This is a genomic window from Corynebacterium sp. zg254, from assembly GCF_024701495.1.
Taxonomy (GTDB): Bacteria; Actinomycetota; Actinomycetes; order Mycobacteriales; family Mycobacteriaceae; genus Corynebacterium; species Corynebacterium zhongnanshanii.
The window spans coordinates 1,081,532-1,099,050 of sequence record NZ_WIAR01000001.1 but is presented as its reverse complement, the minus strand read 5'-3'; the positions used below and the strand labels follow the sequence as shown (position 1 = coordinate 1,099,050).

Annotated in this window: 15 protein-coding genes; 14 read left to right on the top strand and 1 reads right to left on the bottom strand. The window is 60.4% G+C overall.

The features are described from left to right. Positions 1 to 26 precede the first annotated feature (26 nt). From GC425_RS04985 to GC425_RS04970, 4 genes are all read left to right on the top strand, one after another. Positions 27 to 2,039: a DUF6777 domain-containing protein gene (locus GC425_RS04985; RefSeq protein WP_151843637.1), complete on the top strand. Its 2,013-nt coding sequence runs from the start codon at positions 27 to 29 to the stop codon at positions 2,037 to 2,039. A 211-nt stretch (positions 2,040 to 2,250) separates the two neighbouring features. Further along, positions 2,251 to 3,270, top strand: a complete 1,020-nt coding sequence (hemB, locus tag GC425_RS04980) for a porphobilinogen synthase (RefSeq protein WP_151842283.1) — start codon at positions 2,251 to 2,253, stop codon at positions 3,268 to 3,270. Positions 3,271 to 3,643: 373 nt separating this feature from the next. Further along, on the top strand, positions 3,644 to 4,189 hold the full coding sequence (locus GC425_RS04975; RefSeq protein WP_151842282.1) for a hypothetical protein: 546 nt from the start codon (positions 3,644 to 3,646) through the stop codon (positions 4,187 to 4,189). Positions 4,190 to 4,233: 44 nt separating this feature from the next. After that, entirely contained in the window at positions 4,234 to 4,755 is a 522-nt protein-coding gene (locus tag GC425_RS04970; RefSeq protein ID WP_151842281.1) for a hypothetical protein, read from the top strand. Positions 4,756 to 5,099: 344 nt separating this feature from the next. Here the strand turns inward: GC425_RS04970 and GC425_RS04965 are convergent, their stop codons facing one another. Further along, a complete protein-coding gene (locus GC425_RS04965) occupies positions 5,100 to 5,579 on the bottom strand; it encodes a hypothetical protein (RefSeq protein WP_151842280.1) in 480 nt (159 codons plus the stop codon). A 165-nt stretch (positions 5,580 to 5,744) separates the two neighbouring features. Between GC425_RS04965 and GC425_RS04960 the strand changes: the two genes are divergently transcribed. From GC425_RS04960 to rfbB, 10 genes are all read left to right on the top strand, one after another. Further along, complete coding sequence (locus GC425_RS04960; RefSeq protein WP_151842279.1) at positions 5,745 to 6,626, top strand: hypothetical protein; 882 nt, start codon at positions 5,745 to 5,747, stop codon at positions 6,624 to 6,626. Next, positions 6,623 to 7,144, top strand: coding sequence for a hypothetical protein (locus GC425_RS04955; protein ID WP_151842278.1), 522 nt, complete (start codon positions 6,623 to 6,625; stop codon positions 7,142 to 7,144). The genes GC425_RS04960 and GC425_RS04955 overlap by 4 nt, the downstream gene beginning before the upstream one ends. Continuing rightward, the gene (locus tag GC425_RS04950) at positions 7,144 to 9,882 is read left to right on the top strand and encodes a cation-translocating P-type ATPase (protein ID WP_151842277.1); all 2,739 of its coding nucleotides are present in this window, start codon (positions 7,144 to 7,146) and stop codon (positions 9,880 to 9,882) included. The genes GC425_RS04955 and GC425_RS04950 overlap by 1 nt, the downstream gene beginning before the upstream one ends. Positions 9,883 to 9,951: 69 nt before the next feature. Continuing rightward, positions 9,952 to 11,319 carry a glutamate-1-semialdehyde 2,1-aminomutase gene (hemL, locus tag GC425_RS04945; protein WP_151843638.1) on the top strand — a complete coding sequence of 456 codons (1,368 nt, stop codon included), beginning with the start codon at positions 9,952 to 9,954 and terminating at the stop codon, positions 11,317 to 11,319. A gap of 33 nt (positions 11,320 to 11,352) precedes the next feature. Next, positions 11,353 to 11,958: a histidine phosphatase family protein gene (locus GC425_RS04940; RefSeq protein WP_151842275.1), complete on the top strand. Its 606-nt coding sequence runs from the start codon at positions 11,353 to 11,355 to the stop codon at positions 11,956 to 11,958. After that, positions 11,951 to 12,661, top strand: coding sequence for a TlpA disulfide reductase family protein (locus GC425_RS04935; protein ID WP_151842274.1), 711 nt, complete (start codon positions 11,951 to 11,953; stop codon positions 12,659 to 12,661). Before GC425_RS04940 ends, GC425_RS04935 begins: the two co-directional genes overlap by 8 nt. Before the next feature lie 6 nt (positions 12,662 to 12,667). After that, positions 12,668 to 13,471 (top strand): cytochrome c biogenesis CcdA family protein, encoded by an 804-nt coding sequence (locus tag GC425_RS04930; protein ID WP_151842273.1) that lies wholly within the window; start codon positions 12,668 to 12,670, stop codon positions 13,469 to 13,471. A gap of 96 nt (positions 13,472 to 13,567) precedes the next feature. Continuing rightward, positions 13,568 to 15,256, top strand: coding sequence for a cytochrome c biogenesis protein ResB (locus GC425_RS04925; RefSeq protein ID WP_192930339.1), 1,689 nt, complete (start codon positions 13,568 to 13,570; stop codon positions 15,254 to 15,256). Between the two features lie 101 nt (positions 15,257 to 15,357). Further along, entirely contained in the window at positions 15,358 to 16,419 is a 1,062-nt protein-coding gene (ccsB, locus tag GC425_RS04920; protein WP_151843639.1) for a c-type cytochrome biogenesis protein CcsB, read from the top strand. A gap of 2 nt (positions 16,420 to 16,421) precedes the next feature. After that, positions 16,422 to 17,480 (top strand): dTDP-glucose 4,6-dehydratase, encoded by a 1,059-nt coding sequence (gene rfbB / locus GC425_RS04915; RefSeq protein ID WP_151843640.1) that lies wholly within the window; start codon positions 16,422 to 16,424, stop codon positions 17,478 to 17,480. Positions 17,481 to 17,519 lie beyond the last annotated feature (39 nt).

Sequence of the window (17,519 nt, the reverse complement as noted above, 5' to 3'; positions counted from 1 at the left end):
ACGCTTAGACAGCAGGAGAGCTTCACGTGACGAACCAGCCGCCGAACAACCCACCCGGTCAGCCCGGACAGCCGGGACAGCCGGGACCACAGGGACCACAAGGCCCCTGGCAAGGTCAGCCCGGCTCGCCATATCCTGGCCAGCCGTATTCTGGTCAGCCTGGACCACAGGGACCGCAAGGACCACAGGGGCCTTGGCAGGGACAGCCCGGGTCTCCATATTCCGGCCAGCCGCAGCAGGGTTACTACCCACAATCACCTTATGGTCAGCAGCAGCCAGGCTTTGCAGCACAGTATCCGCAACAGCCGCAGCAGCCGCCTCAGTTTCAGCACCCAGGCTTCACCCCGCAACAATCTCAACAGCCTGCCCAGCCGAAGAGCAAACTCCCGGTGATCATCGCCGCTGTCCTCGTCGCAGCACTGGTCATCGGCGGCGGCGTGGTGGCCTTCACCAAATACCAACAAAACCAGCACCTGGCACGGATGGAATACCTCGCCTTCGACGACCCAGGCGTGAACCCATTCATGACGTCAGTCGCTGATAACGATGCCTCCAAGAAGCTCGAGGACAGCACCACCTCCCACGCGAACAGGCGGGCCGGCACGGACGGCAGTGACGCCAACCTATACGGAGGTACCAGCGAACTGTCGGTCTGCGACGCGGCGGCGTTGATCGACAACCTTTCCGGCAATGAGGATCTTAACCGTGCTTTTGCCAAAGGTGTTGGTATTAACGAGGGCGACGTCGAACTCTATGTGAAATCGTTGATGCCAATGGTGTTGATGCAGGACACGTGGGTCACCAACCACGGCTACGACGACGGGCAGGCCACCCCGTTCCAGGCTGTGCTGCAGCGTGGCACCGGTGTACTGGTCGACGGACGCGGTGTGCCTCGTGTGCGTTGCTCGTGTGGTAACCCGCTGGCGGAAGCCTGGACGGGCTACACTGCCCCGAGCGCGACTGAGGCTGCATGGGATGGATATGCGCCGGGGCAGGTCACGGCTATTTATGCCAGTGCGGATTGGCTGCCCAAGCTGCGTGGGTATGACCTGGATAGTGGTGATTCTGATACCTGGGAGTACTCCAAGGCCGCGATCGAGGATCAGCAGCAAGTGTGGGATAGCGTAACGGTGGACACTCCCCGGACTGTGCCGTCGGATATGGGGACTACTCCGGATAAGAAGTTGTTGGAGTCCCTGGGTATGCCGGTTGCTGACAATGGCGACAGGCGCCAGGTAGATGGGGATCGTTTCCAGACGAGTAATGGAACGTTCGACCCTGATGCGCCGGCGCGTGAGCACACAGAAGCCGTCGACGCAGCAAGCTTCGAGGTGTCTCCCGATGCTTATTACATTCTGATGGAAGGGCCTGACGGGATACGCGGTGTGTGCCCGATGAAAGTTCCCGATAACGGTGACTGGGAAGTGAGCTGCAAAGGTTCAGGAATAACAACTGATATTGATTCGGGCACGGTACTTGATGGAAAATTGCGGCTGAGAAAGCTCAACACTATTAGATTCCATAATAAGTTGCAGACATTTTTTGTTGAAGCAATTTACTTAGGCCCTAACGAAAAAATGCAGAACGCGCCAGCTCCCTTGCCACGCGGGCATCATGTGACCGTTGGGGAGTTTACCTGCTACAACTTCTCAGATTCCTTTGGCTGCGAAGGCCCAGGGTCTGAGTTCCGTGCGACCGACGACGGACATCTCTTCGTTAACGGCTCCGATCAACCGATCGGCACCTCGTGCAGCAGTCTGGACTTCGCAGGTCTGGGTGAGCGCAATCTTCTGGTTGCTGATGGCGCGGTCAACTGTGCTGAGGCCACTGCACTGGCGGAAGCGTACTCGGATGCCTGGAAGAATAATGAGGCTGAAGGAAATGGCCTCGACTTCGAAAAGGATGGCTGGAAATGCACTCGGGCGGAGGGTGTGCTCGGCATTGAATTAGGTCGCACAGCGCTGTGTACCCAACAGGGCGCACCTCATGGGACCTTCTACATCACCAAAGAGTCTGGCACTGAGCCGTTGCCAGAGTAACCCGACCGCGGGAATCCTTCCCACCTAGATCCTCACCGCACAGAGCCTTAAGTCACCAGCCCCATCGACCTCAAAGCCGTCCACCACAAAAAGTTCGATCAAAACGCCAGATTTGGCCCCAAATCTGGCGTTTTGATCGAACAATATGCAATCGAACAATGTACACAGGACACTCCATGCACACCACAGCACGGGGAGTAGCATGGCAAGCATGTCGAACTACCAGAAGCTTGTCTCTGAACACACTCCGCTCCGCCGCCCGCGCCGGCTCCGCACGTCGCCCGTGATGCGCAATTTCGTGGCGGAGACGGATATTAACCCGAACCGCTTGGTGTTGCCGATGTTCATCGCGGAGGGCATCGACGCGCCCCGCGATATCTCCTCCTTGCCGGGGGTGCAGCAGCATACGTTCGATTCTTTGCTGCATGCGGTGGAGGAGGCCGCCGAGGCGGGCGTGGGCGCTGTCGATCTGTTCGGCGTTCCCACGGACGAGAACAAGGACGCCACGGGTAGCGCCGGGTGCGCCAGTGACGGGATCCTGAATCGTGGTGTGGAGGCCGTGCGGGAGCGTTTCGGCGATGACATCCTGGTCATGGCCGATACGTGCTTGGACGAATTTACTGACCATGGCCATTGCGGGCTGCTTCAGGAAAATGCGCGGGGGACCGTCGTTGTAGATAACGACGCCACTCTCCAACAATATGCAGCTATGGCCGTGAGCCAGGCGCGCGCTGGCGCGCATATTGTGTCGCCGTCGGGAATGATGGACGGCCAAATCCGTGTTATTCGTGAGGCTTTGGATCAAGCAGGGTTCCAGGATGTGTCGATTATGGCGTATTCGGCGAAGTATGCTTCTGCGTTCTATGGTCCCTTCCGTGAAGCTGTGGGGTCTAGTTTGCAGGGGGATCGGAGGACTTATCAGCAGGATGCTCGTAATCTTCGGGAGTCCTTGCTGGAGGTGCAGCTGGATATTGATGAGGGGGCTGACATGGTGATGGTGAAGCCTGCGATGCCGTACTTGGATGTGCTGCGGGAGGTTGCCAATGAGTCTCCGGTTCCGGTGGCTGCGTATCAGGTTTCTGGTGAATACGCGATGATCAGCGCGGCAGCGCAGAATGGCTGGATTGATCGGGAGCCTGCGATCATTGAGTCCTTGTATGGCATTCGCCGGGCTGGTGCGGACATTATTTTGACCTATTGGGCAACTGAAGCAGCGCGACTGTTGGCATAGCACTGCGAGATCTCCGCATTGGGTTGGCATCCGCGAAGGCGTCGCGAGCTGAGATCTGTTCATTGCAGAACTGTTTACCTGCATGATAGTATGAAGTTTCGCAATCCAAATTCCATAATAATAAATTGGCGCGACCTGAAGCAAGACTTGAGAGTAGGAGAGTCCGGCTTCGCTGATGGCGCTGGCGGTAACAGATGAGATCGATGTACCGCATGGGTTGGAGAGTCGATAGGTCTACTGGCGGCTTGATGTCAGGGTATCTCCTAGAGTGCGCCATGGTCGCGGTCCGATCGATTCTGATCCAAACTTAGCACTACGGCATGTGGATGCCATTGGGCTCTCTATAGAGTCGCTTAATGCTTAAGGAGAGACCATGTATCAAGGTAACTATCGCTTTGATGACTTTATGTGGTCCTCGACGATTTTTGTCGTTGTCCCTACTTTGATCTGCCTGGTAGTATTTTGGCTCTCGTGCGGCAAAGAAGTAGCCTTTCGGTCAAAGCTCCTGAAGGGGGAATTATACGCCTTCTGTGTGGGGTTCATGTCTGCTGCTTGTTGGCTGTCGTGGAATTCCTATTCCACTCTAGAAACTTTTGTTAAATATGGCCCACCCGCTGACTATCCTGTGTGGCAGATAATCTGCTGTGGCGCGACTGTCATTATTGGCTCGTTGTTCATCTCGCACTTCTTTTCACAGTGCTACCCTGATGTTCTGGCTATATCCCTGCTCACGGGCGCTGGATTCGCGATTGCTTTCGCTTGTGGCGCTTCCTTTGGCGTCACTGCTCAAGAGGGAATCGGGATAGTCTTCTCCTTTGTGGGTATCACTATTCTATGCCTTGTTGTGAACGTTACGACTTTTTCCGTAGTTTTGCTGAAGCGGCACGTGAAGCAAAGAAAAGATCGTTATAAGTCATAGCTCTGACAGTCACTGTCTACGATCGTGTTGAAGGGAAGGTATGAATGTTTAGCGGAAACTTTCGATTTGATGATTTCCTGTGGGTGTCATTTATTTTCGTGATTGTCCCTTCGCTGATAGGCGTGTTTCTCGTGCGGCGAGCTTCCGCCCGGCGGATCTCGCCGTGGAGAGAATCGGTTAAGCTGTATGTTTATGCTGCGACGGTGGGATTTTTCTCGGCAGCGGCATGGCTATCCTGGAACTCTCACTCAGGTATCGCTGATTTCGTCCGTCGAGGGGCGCCCGCACATTATCCCCCATGGCAGATTGTGTGTTGTGGTGCGACAGTGATACTGGGTTCGTTGGCTGTATCTCTTCTCTATGCCCGGTTTTTCAGTGATGTCCTGATAGTTTCCGGGCTTACGGGCGCTGGTTTTTCCGCCGCATTCGTTATCGATGCAAGCTTTGGCGTACCTGCTCAGGAAGGTATTGGAGTAGTGTTCTCCTATATTGGCATTTCCTGCTTGTGTGGGCTGGTGAATATTGCCGGATTTATCGGGAGTACCTTATATCGTCGCAGCAAGTAGAGGCAATTCGATAATCCTCCGATTTAATTACTTCTGGCGGTCATTTTGCGGCTCTTTCGCTGGAAGAAGCTGATGTTTTCTACCTGAGTTCTATCTTGTGTGAAACCACCATTTTCCGTCGGTGTGCTTTTCGCAGTCGCGATCTACTGAGAATTCACGAAGAAGTTGTGCTGGTGTACAGGTGAAGTAATTAGAATATGGTCCATGCCAAGTGCCGTTTGCTGCTTGATAGGTTACTGTTTCGGAATGTGCGGATGGTTAAGCGGAAAGTGCAACTGCTGTAGTTGCTATAGCGATGGCCATTCTTTTATTTTTCATGGTAATCCTTCTGGTTTTGGATATTGTTATTGCTCAACTGGTCCGTACATACGTTCATAGTAAGCTTGCTTGTACCAGTTCAATGACTCCTTGCAGAAGAGGAAGTAGTAGAAGTTGAGCACGATGAACGTGAAGACCAGACCTAAGGGGATCTGTCCACCCTTGAAGATCGTAAAAGTGATGATGGTCAGGATGACGTTTGTGAGAACTAGTGCTGAATAAGACCATGTTTTCCCAAACCATAGGCCGACAGCGAAGAGAATGAATGACGCAAAGAACAAGCCCAACGCAAGCCCTGTGATCGGAATGTTCATGTGAACCTGCTCATCGCCAGGAACCTTGGTGTAGTGGGTATAAGAAATAGCCGTGTGTACGACGCCCACCAGTCCTGTTGCAGCAGAAAATACGCTCGCTGCAGTGAGGTGCTCTGGGACTCTGCTGTTCTTGAATACGGAGAGGGTGTGATGATTCATCTGGTTTCCGTTACGTGTGAGTGACTTACTCACAGATACCTTAGTACACCAACTACCACCTAGTACATAGGTTCAGCCTGTCTTCTAGCTCTGCAGAGCGCCGATGGCTTCGCACACCGCGCCTGCCCGCGCTCGCCCCAGTCCGTCAGCGCACACCGATCGGTGGCTGTAGGACAAGTCCGATAGGCTATAGCGAGTATGAACACCACGCAGAACTCACAGCAGAACCCTTACCACCAACCGGCTCCCCCTCGCGGCCAACAGCCCGGTGGCTCGCCTCGTCGCGGCAGCGGCACCTCTAGTGAGGAGCCGACTCCTCCGAAGCCGCCGAAGGTGGGCCGCCCCGACGGCCTGGCGAAGAATCTTAAGGAAGCCCCACAGAACGTGCAGTGGGGCGTGGGGGCATGGCTGATCACAGCCCTTTTTCAGATTGGGCATGCGCTGGTGCAGTTCACCGCGAACATTATGGACAGTCGCGCGCTGCACGCCGAGGTGAAGAAGCAACTGGAGGACGGCAATGGGGGCTTAGGGATTGGCCAGCTGGCTCACCTTACGGGCATGTCCGAGGAGGAAAGCATCTCCCACGTGGTGACGATGACGAACATCACCATGACGGGATGGCTGATCTTCGTGCCGCTGGTGTGCGCCTGGCTGGCGTGGCGCGCCGGTCGCGGTGGCAACTACTCGCGCATGTTCCTCTCCGTGGGTTCGCTGTACCTCGGTCTTAGCGCCGTGATGGTGGTGTTCAGCAGCGCGCCGAACTCCATGAACGTGCTGCTAGCTCTGATGGCCGGGGTGTTCACCATCCTCTCTGGTGTGACTGCGGTCCTGGGTCTGTACTTTATGACTCGCCCAAGTAACGCGGAATGGTTAGGAATGCCGTCGAATAAGGAGTTCCAGGAGTACCGCAAGGAACTGCAGAAATACGAAGAAGAGCAGAAGAAGCTAAAAGATAAGAAGAAAGCGGAGAAGGACGGACAGCGCCGCAACACTCGGAAAAACCCCGACAACCAACAGAACAACCAGAGCAACCACCCGAACACTCACCACAACAACCACCAGAACAATCACCGCCCATGACCTCGATGTTCCCCTCCCTATACCGCGACGGTTCCGGCGACAAGAACCGGGCCACGAATAAGTGGGCCCCGGGCGACCCCACCCCAGGAACCGTCATCGCCGCGTTCGTGTTCTTCCTCGTCATCGCTGCGTTCATGATCCTCAGCGGCTTCTTCCTCGTCACGGCCCATTGGGATCGGGAACCCCTCACCCCTGAAGAAGCCGACAGAATGAACTTCGTGCGTCAGAACGTCCGCATCCTCGGCGTGATCAATATCGTGGTCGGCTTGGTTGTCGCCGCGCTCTCCACGGGGGTGAAGGACGGCTATCGTGGCAAGCGCCGCCTGGTGCTGTGGTGCAGTGCCCTCGGCATGTTCTTCATGCTCGCGGGCTGGGTTTTCCAGTTCACCGGGCCGGGCCAGGCTCTCCTCGCACTAGGCTTGGCGGTGGCGAATCTGTTGGCATGGAGGCCGGCGTCGGATCCCTATTTCGACGCGGGTCACCGCCTCGAGCAACATCAAGAGGACACGTCGAGCTAATGGCTGACAACAATGAGCTCCTGAAAGTCGATCAGGCAATTAAGCAAGCCCGAGAGGCCGCGCGCTCCGCGGGCCTGAGCGGGGAGGATCTTGCGCCCGCCGCGCACTATTCCAGCGAAGAACATGATTCGCTCCAGAGGATGCATGGCCGCGGCCTGACCAGCCTGGCGTACAACGTGGAGACGTTTGAATCTGCCGTCTCGGCGACGAAGCTTCAGGATGCTCTCAACGAGATCGATGGGGTGGAAGCCGTGGTGGTCTACGGCACCAAGCAGGTGTGGATCACCGCCCCGGATAGCATTAACCTGACCCAGATCGAGCAGGTGTTCCTTGACCTTGGCGTGGACGCGTGGATGTCCGATTCCTCCCTGCGCCGCCGCATTGCCCGGATGGAGCGCCCCAATGCGCCCCGTGCTCGCCGTAACGTGGATGCCCATCGACGTGCGTGGGCTGCTGCGGAGAGGATGAAAAGACAAAACGACGCCCAAGTTCTCTTAAGCAAAAGCCGCCCCTTTGAGAGCACTGAGGTGTTGTTTACGGCCCGTGAGCTGATTACGAAGACGCGCCTGGTGGTGGCGATACTGCTGGGTGTGCCGGTGATTGTGCTGCAGTTGGTGGGCAGCCTGCAATTCGACTATTGGCAGTGGGTGTGCCTGGCTTTGGCCACGCCGGTGGTGCTGTGGTCTGCGTGGCCGTTCCACCGCGCGGCGTTGGGTGGCCTGCGGCGGGGAATGTCGGCGCTGGACTCGGCCAGTTCTGCGGCGATTGCATTGGCGTATTTGTTTTCGATTTACCAGCTGGTTACCACGCATGTGGGCGATGTGGGGTGGAAGAGCCAGCAGATCTTGCTGGCCGCCACCTGGAGCTCCCCCGAGTATGAGGGCTCCCTGTTTTTCGACGTGGCGTGCGGCGCGACGATTCTGCTGCTGATCGGGCGGCTGTTGTCCCGCCGGAACACGTTGCGCGGGCGCACCCTCCTGAATGTTCTGGCGATTTCCCCGCACGACACGGTCACGGTGGTGCGTAAGGACCGTAAGGATAAGAAGGGTAAGGCCACGAAGAAGGACATCACGGTGGGGGAGATCCGCACCGGTGATGACATCCTGATTCCCAACGGCATGACCTTCCCGGCGGATTGCGAAGTGATCAGTGGAAAGTCTCTGGTGGACATGGGGCCGGTGGGCGGCCTGCACCGCGTGCGGGAGGTGTCCGTCAATGACATTGTCTACGCCGGGGCACGCAACCACGGCGCCACTCTGAAGTGCCGCACGGTGAAGACGGGCTCCAAAACCCGTTTGGCGTCCATGCACCGCTGGGTGCTGAACGCGGCTCGTGATGAAAACCGCCTGGCCCAGCTGTCCACGCGCTCGGCGAGTTTGCTGGTGCCGTGGGCGCTGCTGTTCGCGCTCATTGCCTTTGGGATCTGGTGGCTCATCACCGAATCGGTGGATGCCGCGATGGCCACAAGCCTGTCAGTGCTGGCGACGGTCGCGCCCGTGGCGCTGGCGATGTCCGCGCCGCTGGCTCTGCGCCTGGGCCTGTGGCGCGCGGCCACGGAGGGCGCGCTGTTGCGGGACACTACCACCATCCACAACTTGGCTCAGGTGGAGTCCATGGTGTTCAACCGCGTGGGCACCTTGACACACGGGCCGATGCAGGTGATTGGCATTACGGCCGCTCAGGGCGAGAATCCGGATTTGGTGTTGCGCGTGGCGTCGGCGCTGGTGATGGAGTCCAAGCACGCAGTATCGAAGGCGATCGTGCGGGCCGACCGTGAAGCCAGGGACGCGTCGGCGGGCGGCGATGAGGTGCCGAACTGGCTGGAGATCGGGGACGTCACCATCACCCAAGGCGGCGTGTTCGAGGGCGTAATCGAGATCCCCATCAACGGGGAAATGCGCAACGTCCCGGCCCGCCTCTGGCGCCCCAGCGGAGTGGGCGAGTTGCGCGATAGCCGCCTGGCCGCCGCTGTGGAATCCGGCGGATCCCCCGTGGTGGTGAGCTGGAAGGGCAAGGACCGCGGCGTGATCAACCTCGCCGATAGCTTTAAGGACGACGCCCCACAGGCCATCGACAAACTTGAGGAGCTGGGGCTGGAGACCTACATGCTCTCGCGCGACCCCTATCCTGTGGCCCGGCGCCTGGCTGACTCCGTGGGCATTTCCACGGTCCTGGCGGGAATCTCGCCGAACCGTAAGGAAGCGACCGTGCGTGCGCTGCACTCCCAGGGCGTGTCCGTGGGCATGGTCGGGGACCAGGATGTGCTGGGGGCACTGCGGGTGGCCGATATCGGAATCCTGATGGGTTCCGCCGATAGGGTCGACGCCGTGGCCGCCGAGATCGACGGCGCGGCCGACGTGGTGCTGCTGCGTGAAGACGTGGAGGCCGTGCCCGAGATCGTGAACCTAGTGCGCCACATCCGTAACACCGTGGACTGGAACATTTGGCTGTCCTGGGGCTACAACATCGTTACGTTGGTGCTGGCGATGTGCGGCCTGCTGAACCCGCTGCTGGCCACGCTGTGCATGTTGGCCAGCTCCTCGCTGATCGAGTTCCGCTCCGCCCGTATTCTGCGCCGCAGCTACGCCCGCACGATGCTGCGCAGCACGCACGCCTGGCAGTCCTGGGTGGCGCAGTTCCGGGATTTGAGGGAGATGCGTAAGCGCAGCAAGCTGCGCGCCGAGGCGATCGAGTTCGCTCAGCGAGACGCCGCGGAGGCCGATGCCTCCGAGCGGTAGACTGGCAGGCTGGAAAGCACTGAGAGTACTGTAAGCCCACACAACAGACTGTAAGGACACATAAAGCCCATGAGTACCGCACACCTGAACCACACCAACAGCGCCGCCGCGATGGAACGCGCCCGCACGGTCATTCCCGGTGGCGTGAACTCCCCCGTCCGAGCCTTCGGATCCGTCGGCGGCACGGCCCCCTTCATCACGCACGCCAACGGCAGCCACCTGCACGACGAAGATGGAAACACCTACGTAGACCTCATCTGCTCCTGGGGGCCCATGATCCACGGCCACGCCAAGCCCGAGATTGTGGACGCCGTGCACCAGGCGGCGTCCAAGGGACTGTCCTATGGCGCGCCTACCTCTATGGAGGTTGATCTGGTCGAGGAGATCGTCTCCCGAACCTCTGTGGACAAGGTGCGCCTGGTGAACTCCGGCACGGAGGCCACCATGTCCGCAGTCCGCCTGGCCCGCGGCTTCACCGGACGCGACAAAATCCTAAAGTTCGAAGGCTGCTACCACGGACACGTGGATTCGCTCCTGGTCGCGGCAGGCTCCGGAGTGGCTACCTTCGGATTGCCGGATTCGCCGGGAATTACGAAGGCCGCGGCGTCGGATACGGTGGTGGTGCCCTACCGCGACATCGAGGCAGTCAAGGCAGTGTTTGAGGCGCACCCCGGTGAGATCGCCGCGGTGATCGTGGAGGCTGCGGCCGGAAACATGGGCACGGTCACGCCTCTGCACTCCGCAGATGGAGCTGCAGATGGAGTTGCCGACGGTGAGGCCGAGCAGACCTCCTTCAACGCTCAGCTCAAAGAAGTGGCCCACGCCCACGGCGCGCTGCTGATCGTCGACGAAGTGATGACCGGATTCCGCGTGAGCCGCAGCGGCTGGTTCGGCAAAGACCAGGTAGCCGGCGACCTCACCACCTTCGGCAAGGTCGTCTCCGGCGGCCTGCCCGCGGCCGCCTTCGGAGGACGCGCGGACATCATGGATCACCTGGCGCCCGCCGGCCCCGTGTACCAAGCCGGAACGCTCAGCGGAAACCCCGTGGCCGTGGCCTCCGGCCTGGCGTCCTTGAAACTGGCCACCCCAGAGGTCTACACCACCCTGGACGCCAACGCGCAGCGCGTGTCCAGCATCGTCTCCGAGGCACTGACCCGCGAATCCGTGGCGCACCACGTGCAACGCGCCGGGAACATGTTCTCCTTCCGCTTCGCCGAAGGAGAGGGCACCAACTTCGCGGACATGCAGGCCGCCGATACCTGGCGCTACCCCGCGTTCTTCCACGCGCTGCTGGACGGAGGAGTGTTCGCGCCTCCGAGCGTGTACGAGACCTGGTTCGTATCCACCGCGCTGACCGACGCCGACTTCGAGCGTCTGGAGCAGGCCGCAGGTAGCGCCGCACGAGCTGCAGCAACGGCGACGCGCCCCGGAAATTAGAGCACCGAGCCCAAACAGGTAGGCTGAACAACCATGGCAACAATCGTTCACCTCGTCCGGCACGGAGAAGTACACAATCCGCAGAAGATTCTGTACGGACGCCTGCCCGGCTACCGCCTGTCCACCCGAGGCCAGAAGATGGCGGATGTGACCTCCGACGAACTGGCGGGGCACGACGTGACCCTGCTAGTCGCCTCCCCGTTGCAACGCGCCCAAGAAACCGCAGCGCCCTTCGCGCAGAAGCTGGGGCTGGACATCGTCACCGACGAGCGCGTCCTCGAAGCCGGCAATGACCTGGAGGGACTGCACATCAAGGGGCCGCGCAGCGCTCTGTGGAACCCGAAGCGCTGGCCCATGCTCGCCAACCCCGCGAAGCCCAGCTGGGGCGAGCCGTACACGGAGATCCGCGATCGCATGTGGGAGGCCATCGACACCGCACGCGTGACCGCTCTGGGCCACGAAGCGGTGATCGTCTCCCATCAGCTGCCGATCGTCATGATCCAGAGGGACGCCCAGGGACTGCCGCTGGCCCACAATCCGGCCGCGCGGCAGTGCAATTTGGCGTCCGTGACATCCCTGGTGTTCGATGGCAGTGACCTGACCGATATCTTCTATGCGGAGCCAGCTCAAGATGTTTAACGCCACAACGCGCGGCGAGGCCGCTGCGCCGAACACCACCGCGCCGCGCAACAACGCCACGCCGCGCAACAACGCTGCGCCGCGCCGCGCCACCAAAGCCGCGGCGGCAGCACTCCTCGCCACCGCCACCACCCTCAGCCTCGCCGCGTGCGGCGACAACACCACCGCCGGCACGGACGCCGTGGCCGTGGGCGGCACGTTCGAGTTCGTTTCCCCCGGCGGGAAAACCTCCATCAGCTACCCCGAAGGGGAGCGCAAACCCATCCAGAACTTCAGCGGCAAGGACCTCCTGGATGACTCGGAGATCTCCCTGTCCGACTTCGACGGCCAGATCGTAGTCCTGAACTCCTGGGGTCAATGGTGCGGCCCATGCCGCAGCGAATCCGACGACCTCCAAAACGTCCAGGAAAAACTGGAGAAAGCCAAGGCCGGTACCATCCTGGGCATCAACGTCAAGGACCCCATCCGTGAAAAGGCACAGGACTTCGTGCGGGATAACGGCATCACCTACCCGTCGCTCTACGACCCTCCATTTAAGACGGCGCTGGCGTTGGGCGGGCTTCCGGCGTCGGTCATTCCAACAACGATCGTGCTGGACAAGCAGCATCGGCCAGCGCACGTCTTCCTGAAGGAAATTACGGATCAGGAACTCTGGGACGTCATTGAGCCACTGATCGACGAGCAGCCGGCGAAGGAGTCTTAAGCAGTCGTGAACACCCTGACCCTCGCCAGCATCGGCGACACCTTCGCGGACACCGCCGCCACCGGCCCGCTCCTGCTGGCCCTCCTGGTCGCCGCGGCGGCGGGGCTCGTCTCCTTCGCCTCGCCCTGCGTGATCCCGCTGGTGCCCGGCTACATTTCCTACCTCGCCGGTGTGGTGGGTGCGGACACGGAGTTCAACAGCCACGGAACCGTGGTGACCTCCCGACGCGGGCGCGTGGCCCTGGCGGCGTTCCTCTTCGTGTTGGGGTTCACGGTGGTGTTCGTGCTGGCTACCGCCGCGGTGTTCGGGGTGATCGGCACGCTCACCATGAACCAAGACCTCCTCATGCGCGTGGGAGGCGCGATCACTATTCTGATGGGCATCGTGTTCATGGGCTTCATCAAACCCCTGCAGACGGACAAGCGCATGCACCCCAAGCGCTGGACCACCCTGGCCGGCGCGCCGCTGCTGGGTGGCGTGTTCGCACTGGGCTGGACCCCGTGCCTCGGGCCCACGCTGGGCGCGATCATCTCCGTGGCCGCAGGCACCGAAGGTATCACCGCCGCCCGCGGCGTGATCCTGATCGTGGCCTACTGCCTGGGCCTGGGATTGCCGTTCATCCTGGTGGCGCTGGGTTCCTCGAAGATCCTGACGGGCGTGTCCTGGCTGCGCACGCACTCCCGCACCATCCAGATGATTGGCGGCGCTCTGCTGGTGATCGTGGGACTGCTGCTGCTGACCGGCCAGTGGAACATTCTGGTGGAGTGGATCCGCCAGGTTTTCATTTCTGATGTTGTCCTGCCAATCTAGAGGGTGACGCTTTAGTTCCCGACCGCGCCGGGCCCGACCGCGCCGGGACGCCGACGACCACCGACCACCTCCGACCACACTGCGAAAGGCATTTCCATGCAGCTCACGCCGAAGAGCATCCTGGGACTTCCCAAGAAGGGTTGGCAGTGGCTGACCAAAATGAAGACCGCGCTGGTTCTTCTGTTCTTGGTCGCGATCGCCGCTGTCCCCGGTGCCTTGTTGCCGCAGCGTTCGCTGAACGCCGGCAAGGTGGAGGAATACATCCAGGCCAACGGCAAAACGGCGGAGGTGTTCGACAAGATCGGCCTGTTCGACGTGTTCAGCTCCCCGTGGTTCACCGCCGTGTACGTCCTGCTGTTCGTTTCCCTAGTGGGCTGCATCATTCCGCGTTCCTGGGATCACTACAAGGCCCTGCGCACCAACCCGCCGGCCGCGCCGAAGGTGCTTCGCCGCATGCCTCGGCATGTTGAGGGCACGGTGGCGGTCGCACCGCAGGCTCTGCAGGAGCAGCTGCGGAAGCAGTTCAAGGGCTGGAATGTCTCGGAGACTCCCGCCGAGGAGGATAAGCAGGGCAAGTGGTCCCTGTCCGCGGAGAAGGGCTATTTGCGCGAGTTCGCGAACCTTGTGTTCCACCTCTCCCTGGTGGGTGTGCTGGTGGCCGTGGCCGTGGGGCGCCTCACCTACTACGAGGGTCAGGTCATTGTTGTCGCCGGCACGGACGGGGAGCAGTCCCAGTTCTGTAATGGTGCCGTGTCCAACTTTGACTCCTTCCGCCACGGCGCCTTGTTCGATGGCACGGGCTTGTCCCCGTTCTGCGTGGATGTGCGTGATTTCAAGGCGGAGTACACCCCGAACGGCCAGGCTGTGGACTTCGAGTCCGATATCCGCCACGCCAACGGCCAGCAGGTGTTCCAGGATTCGGATACCTGGGAGGTCGTGACCCTGAAGGTGAACCACCCGCTGCGCATGTATGGCGACCGCGTGTACCTGCAGGGCCACGGTTATGCGCCCACGTTCACCATCGAGTGGCCGAATGGGGAGAAGCGCACGGATACTGTGCAGTTCCGTCCGGATGATTTGGTGAACTTCCTGTCCTCCGGCGCGGTGCGGTGGGATCCGCCGGCGGGCATGTACCCGGATCTGTTTGAGCGGCGTCAGAAGCAGATTTCCATTCAGGGTCTGTTCGCCCCGACCGCGGCGTTTTCGGGGGATAACGGCAGCATCCTGTCCTCCTCCTATCCCGCGATGACGGATCCTGCGGTGGCGATTGACGTCTACCGCGGCGATACCGGCTTGGACGCGGGCGTGGCCCAGAGCATTTTCAGCCTGGATCCGCGCAGCATGCACAACGGTTCCCTGTCGAAGCTAGATCGCGTGAACCTGTCCCAGGGCGAGTCCGTGACCTTGGACGATGGCACGAAAATCACCTTCGATGGTGCGAAGGAGTTCGTGAACCTGCAGATTTCGCACGATCCGACCACCACCTGGGTGCTGTTTTTCTCCATCCTGATGGTGCTGAGCCTGGTGGGATCGTTGATGGTGAAACGACGCCGAATCTGGGTGCGCATCGCCCCCGCCGACGAACGTGCGGAATCCTCCCATGTGGAGATCGCCGGCCTGGCCCGCACCGACTCTGCGGGTTGGGGCGCGGAGTTTAATCGCCGCGCAGAGGAGATCCTGGGCTTGGATGAGGAAGACCTGGATGAGGCGGATGGCTCGGCGGTGACCGATTGGGAGACCCGCTACGACGATGGCTTGGATGATCGCCTGTCCGACCGGCTGTAGCCGGCTGCCGCCCTACACCCGCCGTGGTTGTGTTCCCGCGATCGGCGGACTAGGTTCAAATACGACTCATTTCACCACCGTATATAGGGGTTCTGCTGCTCATGATGGTTAACCAAAACTTGGCTGATTTCTCGGACTTGGCCTTCAAGACCACTATCGGCGTGTACCTTCTGGCGCTCGTCTTTTCTTTGGTTTATTACGGACTGTTCAATATTGTGGCGGAGCTGCGTCGGGATCGTGCGGCGGCGTTGAGGGGAGAGGCGGCGTCGAACTCCCAGGTCAAGCAGAAGGTTGCGGTGGGCGCGTCCGGAACGGCCGAGGCAGCAGGCGCGGGCGACGGCGCACGCGTGGGGGAGCAGGACCTGCCGGAGCGGCTGAAGGACGAGTACATCCTGCGGCGCGCACGCCGCACGGACCAGTTCGGCGGCATTGCGCAGGCGCTGGTGTGGCTGGGCGTGGCGGTGCACCTGGTGCACTCGGTGACTCGAGGCCTTGCGAACAGCCGCTTCCCGTGGGGCAACCTGTTCGAGTACATCATGACCGTCACCCTGGCCGCGATGCTGATTTCTGTGGTGATGATCAGCCGCAAGTCCATGCGCGTGATGTGGCCGTGGATCCTCACCCCGGTTGTGGGGCTGATGTTCTACGGCGGCACGAAGCTGTACGCGGAGTCCGGCCCGCTGGTGCCGGCACTGAATAGCTACTGGTATTCCATCCACGTGTCCACGGTGTCCATTGGTGGTTCCATCGGTTTGATCTCGGGTGTGTTTTCCATCATGTACCTGGTGCGCCGTACCCAGCCGAAGGGGCAGGAGCACGGTGTGCTGGGCAAGATCGTGGCTCCGTTGCCGGCCGCGGAAAAGTTGGACGCGTTGGCGTACCGGACGTGTGTGTGGGCGCTGCCGATCTTCGGCCTGGGCGTGATTTTCGGCGCGATCTGGGCCGATGGTGCGTGGGGCCGTTTCTGGGGATGGGACCCGAAGGAGACCGTGTCCCTGATCACGTGGCTGCTGTATGCAGCGTATCTGCACGCGCGCGCCACCCCGGGCTGGCGTAACTGGTCCTCCTGGATCAACGTGGTGGCCTTTGGTGCGATGGTGTTCAACCTGTTCTTCATCAACATGGTTGTGTCCGGCCTGCACTCCTACGCGGGCCTGAGCTAACGATGCGCACATTCCGTTATCTGCTGGTCACGGGCGGTGCGGGCTTTATTGGCTCGAACTTTGTGCACCGGACGCTGGAGACGCGCCCTGACGTGTGCGTGCACGTCCTCGATGCGATGACGTATGCGGCGAATCCGGATAATCTGATTCTCCCCGACGCCCAGCGTGCACGCCTACAGTTCACCCGCGGGTCTGTGGTGGATGTGGAGACGGTCTCTCGCGTGCTGTCTGGGCTGGTCGCGCAGGCTGAGGCCGATGGCTATGATGCATCCGCCGTGGCGATTGTGCATTTTGCGGCGGAGTCTCACAACGATAATTCCCTTCTGGATCCGGGGTTGTTTGCGCGGACGAATGTGGAGGGCACGGTGGTGCTGGCGGAGGCTGCGGTGCGGTTTGGGGTGCATTTGCACCACATTTCCACCGATGAGGTGTTTGGGGATTTAGCGTTGGATGATCCGGCGCGTTTTACAGTGGAGACGCCGTATGCTCCGAGTTCGCCGTATTCTGCGTCTAAGGCTGCGGCGGATCATTTTGTGCGGGCGTGTGTGCGTTCCCGGGGGCTGAGCGCCACGATCAGTAATTGTTCCAATAATTATGGGCCGCGGCAGCATCCGGAGAAGTTTATTCCGCGACAGATTACGGGCTTATTGGGTGGTGAGAAGCCGCGTTTATATGGGGCTGGGGATAATGTGCGCGACTGGATTCATGTGGACGACCACAATGATGCGGTGTGGACGATTCTTGAGCGCGGTGAGGTGGGGCAGACCTATTTGATCGGTGCCGATGGCGAGCGGTCGAATAGGGAAGTAGTGGGGGATTTGTTGGCTCTTTTTGAGAAGCCCTCGGACTGGTTCGTGCATGTGACGGACCGGCCGGGGCACGATCGCAGGTATGCGATCGACCCCTCCAGTACGGAGTCTTTGGGCTGGTCACCGCGCTACACCAGTTTTGCTGAGGGACTGGCCGCCACGGTGGAGTGGTACCGGTCCCATCCAGGGTGGTGGGGCGCTACGCGCGCTGCGGCGGAGGAGAGATACAGCGCCACGGAGAAAGTGCTATAGGTTGCGAAACATTTAGCGTGTGGGTAGCATCTGTGGTGA

Coding starts and splice junctions, on each gene's coding strand:
- GC425_RS04950 (WP_151842277.1), top strand. CDS start 7,144: ATGGCTGACAACAATGAGCTCCTGAAAGTCGATCAGGCAATTAAGCAA.
- GC425_RS04975 (WP_151842282.1), top strand. CDS start 3,644: ATGTATCAAGGTAACTATCGCTTTGATGACTTTATGTGGTCCTCGACG.
- hemL (WP_151843638.1), top strand. CDS start 9,952: ATGAGTACCGCACACCTGAACCACACCAACAGCGCCGCCGCGATGGAA.
- GC425_RS04960 (WP_151842279.1), top strand. CDS start 5,745: ATGAACACCACGCAGAACTCACAGCAGAACCCTTACCACCAACCGGCT.
- rfbB (WP_151843640.1), top strand. CDS start 16,422: ATGCGCACATTCCGTTATCTGCTGGTCACGGGCGGTGCGGGCTTTATT.
- GC425_RS04955 (WP_151842278.1), top strand. CDS start 6,623: ATGACCTCGATGTTCCCCTCCCTATACCGCGACGGTTCCGGCGACAAG.
- hemB (WP_151842283.1), top strand. CDS start 2,251: ATGTCGAACTACCAGAAGCTTGTCTCTGAACACACTCCGCTCCGCCGC.
- GC425_RS04940 (WP_151842275.1), top strand. CDS start 11,353: ATGGCAACAATCGTTCACCTCGTCCGGCACGGAGAAGTACACAATCCG.
- GC425_RS04925 (WP_192930339.1), top strand. CDS start 13,568: ATGCAGCTCACGCCGAAGAGCATCCTGGGACTTCCCAAGAAGGGTTGG.
- GC425_RS04935 (WP_151842274.1), top strand. CDS start 11,951: ATGTTTAACGCCACAACGCGCGGCGAGGCCGCTGCGCCGAACACCACC.
- GC425_RS04970 (WP_151842281.1), top strand. CDS start 4,234: ATGTTTAGCGGAAACTTTCGATTTGATGATTTCCTGTGGGTGTCATTT.
- ccsB (WP_151843639.1), top strand. CDS start 15,358: ATGATGGTTAACCAAAACTTGGCTGATTTCTCGGACTTGGCCTTCAAG.